General features: G+C 73.3%; 2 protein-coding genes and 1 pseudogene. All 3 read left to right on the forward strand.

The window, feature by feature from the left end; all coding sequences use genetic code 11:
• Positions 1-295: hypothetical protein (locus E0D90_RS27415; protein WP_227870451.1), on the forward strand; the 295-nt coding region annotated here is incomplete at its 5' end.
• Between the two features lie 368 nt (positions 296-663).
• A pseudogene (locus E0D90_RS28115) lies at positions 664-1,644 on the forward strand (aspartate aminotransferase family protein); the annotation flags it as partial.
• 46 nt (positions 1,645-1,690) lie between these two features.
• On the forward strand, positions 1,691-4,417 hold a 2,727-nt coding region (locus E0D90_RS23920), incomplete at its 3' end, for a MupA/Atu3671 family FMN-dependent luciferase-like monooxygenase (RefSeq protein ID WP_227870452.1).

Genomic DNA, 4,417 nt, shown 5'->3' on the forward strand with positions numbered 1-4,417 from the left:
CCCTACTCCCGCGCCCGCCGCCCCGGTGGCTCCCGCCGCACCGGCCGCACTCGTCGCACCGCCCCTCGCGGAGCCCGCCCCGGTGGTGGCGGCCCCGGTGACGGAGCCCGCGCCGTCCGCCCCCGCGTACGCCACCCGCCAGGAGGTCGACGACCTCGCACGGCAGATCAGGCAGCTCTCCGCGATCCAGCTCCAGCTGATGGAGCAGCTCGCCGAGCTGCTGTCCCGTCAGGCGGCGGCGACGGCCACGGCGACGACCGCGACCTCGGCGGTCCAGGACGGGGAAGGCCGATGACCGGGCCCAACGGCGTCTCCGGCGCCATCGACGCGGACCTCACGCGGATGGCCGACCTCTCCGCGCGGATCGCCCGCCACCTCCGGCCCGACGACGAAACGGCGGAACAGCCGCAGCCCGCGGCAGCGCCCGGTCACTCCGCCGCGGTCGCTCACGGACCACGGGTGACCGTCCCCCGTACCTCCGGCATGGTGCCGCGCCCCGAGGGCCGGGCCACCGGGACACCCTCCACCCGGGAGACCCACCTCGCGGAGCTCGTGGACCGCTACACCCGCAGGACCCGCCGCTCCAAGGAAGCCGCCGCCCGGCACCGGCGGGTGCTCGCCGACAGCCGTGCCGTGGTCGGCTTCCGCACCAGCACCAAGGAGATGCTCTACCCCGTCGCGGCGGCACGCGCCTCCGGATCCCGCCTGGAGGACATCGACGGCAACCAGTACGTCGACATCACCATGGGCTTCGGAGTCCTGCTCTTCGGTCACGAACCGGAGTTCGTGACCGAGGCGGTCCGTGAGCACCTGGCCCGGGGCATCCGCCTGGGGCCGCGCGACACCGCCACCGGCGAGGCCGCCGAACTGCTGACCGGGCTCACGGGCCTGGACCGCGTGGCGTTCGCCTGCTCGGGTACCGAGGCGAACGCCGGAGCGATCCGGCTCGCCCGCGCCGCCACCGGCAGGGATACCGTCGTCGTCTTCCACAGCGCCTACCACGGGCACGCCGACACCGTCCTCGGCCGGTCCGCCGGCACCGGAAGCGAGCGCGTCACCGTCCCCGTCTCGCCCGGGATCCCGGCCGGCTCCGTACAGGACCTGCTGGTCCTCGACTACGGGGACCCGCAGGCGCTGGCCGCCATCGAGGTCGCGGGGGACCGGATCGCCGCGGTGATCATCGAGCCCGTGCAGAGCAGGAACCCCTCGCTGCGGCCCGTTGAGTTCGTCCGCGCCCTCCGTGAGGTGACACGGCGCCACGGCATCGTCCTGATGTTCGACGAGATGCTCACCGGGTTCCGGCCCGCGCTGCGCGGAGCCCAGGAGCTGTACGGCGTCACTCCCGACCTCGCGACGTACGGCAAGGTGCTCGGCGGCGGGTTCCCCGTCGGCGCCATCGCGGGCCGCGCCGACATCATGGACGGGGTGGACGGCGGCGCCTGGCAGTACGGCGACGACAGCCACCCCTCCGCCGACACCACCTTCTTCGGCGGCACCTACCTCCAGCACCCGGTGTCCATGGCCGCCGCCACCGCCGTCCTCACCCACCTCAAGGAGCACAGCCCCGGGCTGCAGCAGCGCCTCAACGCCCGGACCGACGCCTTCGCCTCGACACTCAACGACTTCTTCGAGCGGGAGGAGTTCCCGCTGCGGGTCAGCCACTTCGGCTCCCAGTTCCGTTTCGAGCACCGTGCCGACATGGAACTGCTGTACCACCACCTCATGTTGCGCGGGGTGCACGTCTGGGAGTGGCGCAACTTCTTCCTGTCGACCGCGCACACCGACGGGGACGTCGAGCAGGTCATCGACGCGGTACGGGGTTCGCTGCGGGAACTGCGTTCCGCCGGATTCTTCACCCGCCCTGCCGCACCACGCCCCTCGACGGCCGCCGTCGCCGCGGGCCCGGCGGCGACCGCCGCCCGCCCGGCCCGACTTCAGCGTCTACTTCTTCGGCGACTACCCGGAGGTCGACGACAGCTACGAACTCATCGTCGAGACAGCCCGGTTCGCCGACGACCACGGCTTCCACGCGCTGTGGATGCCGGAGCGGCACTTCCACTCCTTCGGCGGCCTGTTCCCCAACCCCGCCGTTCTCGCAGCCGCCCTGGCCCGCGAGACCAGCCGCGTGCGCCTCAACGCCGGGTCGGTCGTCCTGCCGCTCCACGACCCGATCCGGGTGGTGGAGGAGTGGTCGATGGTGGACAACCTGTCCGGCGGGCGGATCGGGATCGGCTGCGCCCCCGGATGGCACCCCACCGACTTCGCGTTCTTCCCCGACCGCTTCGGGCGGCACCGCGAGCTGATGTACGAGCAACTCGCCGATGTGCGGAAGCTGTGGGGCGGAGAGCCGCTGACGCGGGCCACCGGCGAGGGGACTGCCGATCTCCGGGTCTTCCCCCGGCCCGTCCAGGGGCAGCCGCCGATGTACACGGCGGTCGTCGGCAACCCCGCCTCCTACGAACTGGCCGGACGTCACGACCTCGGCGTGGTGACCAATCTGATGGCGCAGAGCGTCGAGGAACTCACCGCGAACATCGCGCGCTACCGCGACGCCCGCGCCACGGCGGGCCTCGACCCGGAGACCGGGCGGGTCGCGGTGCTGCTGCACACCTTCCTCGCCTCCGATCACGCGACGGCCCGCTCCGAGGCCTACGAGCCCCTGGCCCGCTACATGAGGTCCTCGCTCTCGCTGTTCGGCACGGTCTCCCGGAGCCTGGGACACCACGTGGACATGGAGGCGCTCGACGAGGACGACCTCGACACGCTCTTCCGTCGCGCCTACGACCGCTACTGCGACCAGCGGGCCCTGATCGGCACGGTCGACACCGTCTCCCCGGTGGTGGACGCGGTGACGGCCGCCGGCGCGGACGAGATCGTCTCCCTCGTCGACTTCGGCGTACCCCCCGGCTCGTTGCGCGGCGGCCTGCGCCACCTCGACGCGCTGCGCCGGCGTCACACGGAGCGGCGGGTCAGCACCGCCCCGTCCACCGCCCCGTCCACCGCCCCGTCCCCGTCGACGGAGCCGTCCCTTTCGCCACTCCCGGCCGGGACCGCGGCCGAGGACCCCGGTGCCCCGCTCTCCCCGGGCCAGCAGCGCGTGTGGATCCTGCACCGGATGTTCCCCGACAGCACCGCCTACAACGAGATCAAGGCCGTCCGCCTCGACGGACCGCTGGACGCGGAGGCCCTGCACGACGCCCTGCGCGGAGTCGCCGCCCGGCATCCCGCGCTGCGGACGGTGTTCCGCGAGACGGACGGGGGACCCCTGCAGTACGTACGGCCCGCCGGGCGCCCCGGCCACACTCCGCTCGACCACGCGGTGATCGACCACCGGGACAGCGGCGCCGACGGCGAAACCGTCCTCCGCGACGTGCTGGCGGCGGAGAGCGCACGCCGCTTCGACCTGGAGAACGGGCCGCTGCTGGTCACCCGGCTGGTCGTCACCGGCGCCGACCGGCACGTCCTGGTGCTGTCCCTCCACCACATCGTCGCCGACGCCGCCTCCGCCGCGGTCATGGCCCGCGACGTGTCCGAGCTGTACCGCGCCCGGCGTACGGGCACCGCGCCACGGCTGCCGGTCCTCGACCGCACCGCCGTCGAGGCCGCGCGTGACCAGCTGGCCGCACGGGACGGCGACAAGGTCGCGGCCGACCTCGCCCACTGGCGCGACGCGCTGAAGGACGGGCCGGTCCTGTGCACCCTGCCCGCCGACCGCCCCAGGCCCGCCGTCATGACCTCCCACGGCCGGGCGCTCTTCCGCACCCTGGACGCCGGCCTGTCCGACGACCTCCGCCGGCTGAGCCGAAGCCACCGCGTCACCCTGTTCATGACGTTGCTCGCCGGATACGCCGCCGCGTTGCGCCGCCTGAACGGCCAGGACGACATCGTCATCGGCACCCCCACGTCATCCCGCCCGCCAGGCTGCCAGGACGTCGTCGGACTCTTCCTCAACACGGTCGCCCTGCGCCTGGACCTCTCCGGCGACCCCGACTGGACCGCCCTGCTGCGCCAGGTCCGCGAGGTGGCACTCGACGCCTACGACCACGCCGACGCCGCCTTCGAGGAGGTCGTGGGAGCCCTCGCCGTGCCGCGCACCACGGAGCACACCCCCGTCTTCCAGGTGATCGCCGAGTACGAGGCCGGGGAGCCGTTCCGGTTCGACCTGCCGGGTGTCGAGGCCACCCCTCTGGACAGCGGGGCGGACAAGGCGCTCACCGACCTCAGCGTCTACTTCACCGACAGCCCCACCGGAATCCGCTGCCATCTGGAGTACAACACCGACCTGTTCGGCGAGGAGACCGTCGACCGCTTCTTCCAGGCGTTCCGGCAGATCCTGGAGGCGGCGGTGCGGTCCGGTCCGGCAGCCGCCTGCCGCTCGAACAGCTGGTGCACGGTGGCGGGCGGCACGGGCCGGACC

The sequence above is a fragment of the Streptomyces otsuchiensis genome (genome assembly GCF_004305975.1).
GTDB classification, from domain to species: domain Bacteria; phylum Actinomycetota; class Actinomycetes; order Streptomycetales; family Streptomycetaceae; genus Streptomyces; species Streptomyces otsuchiensis.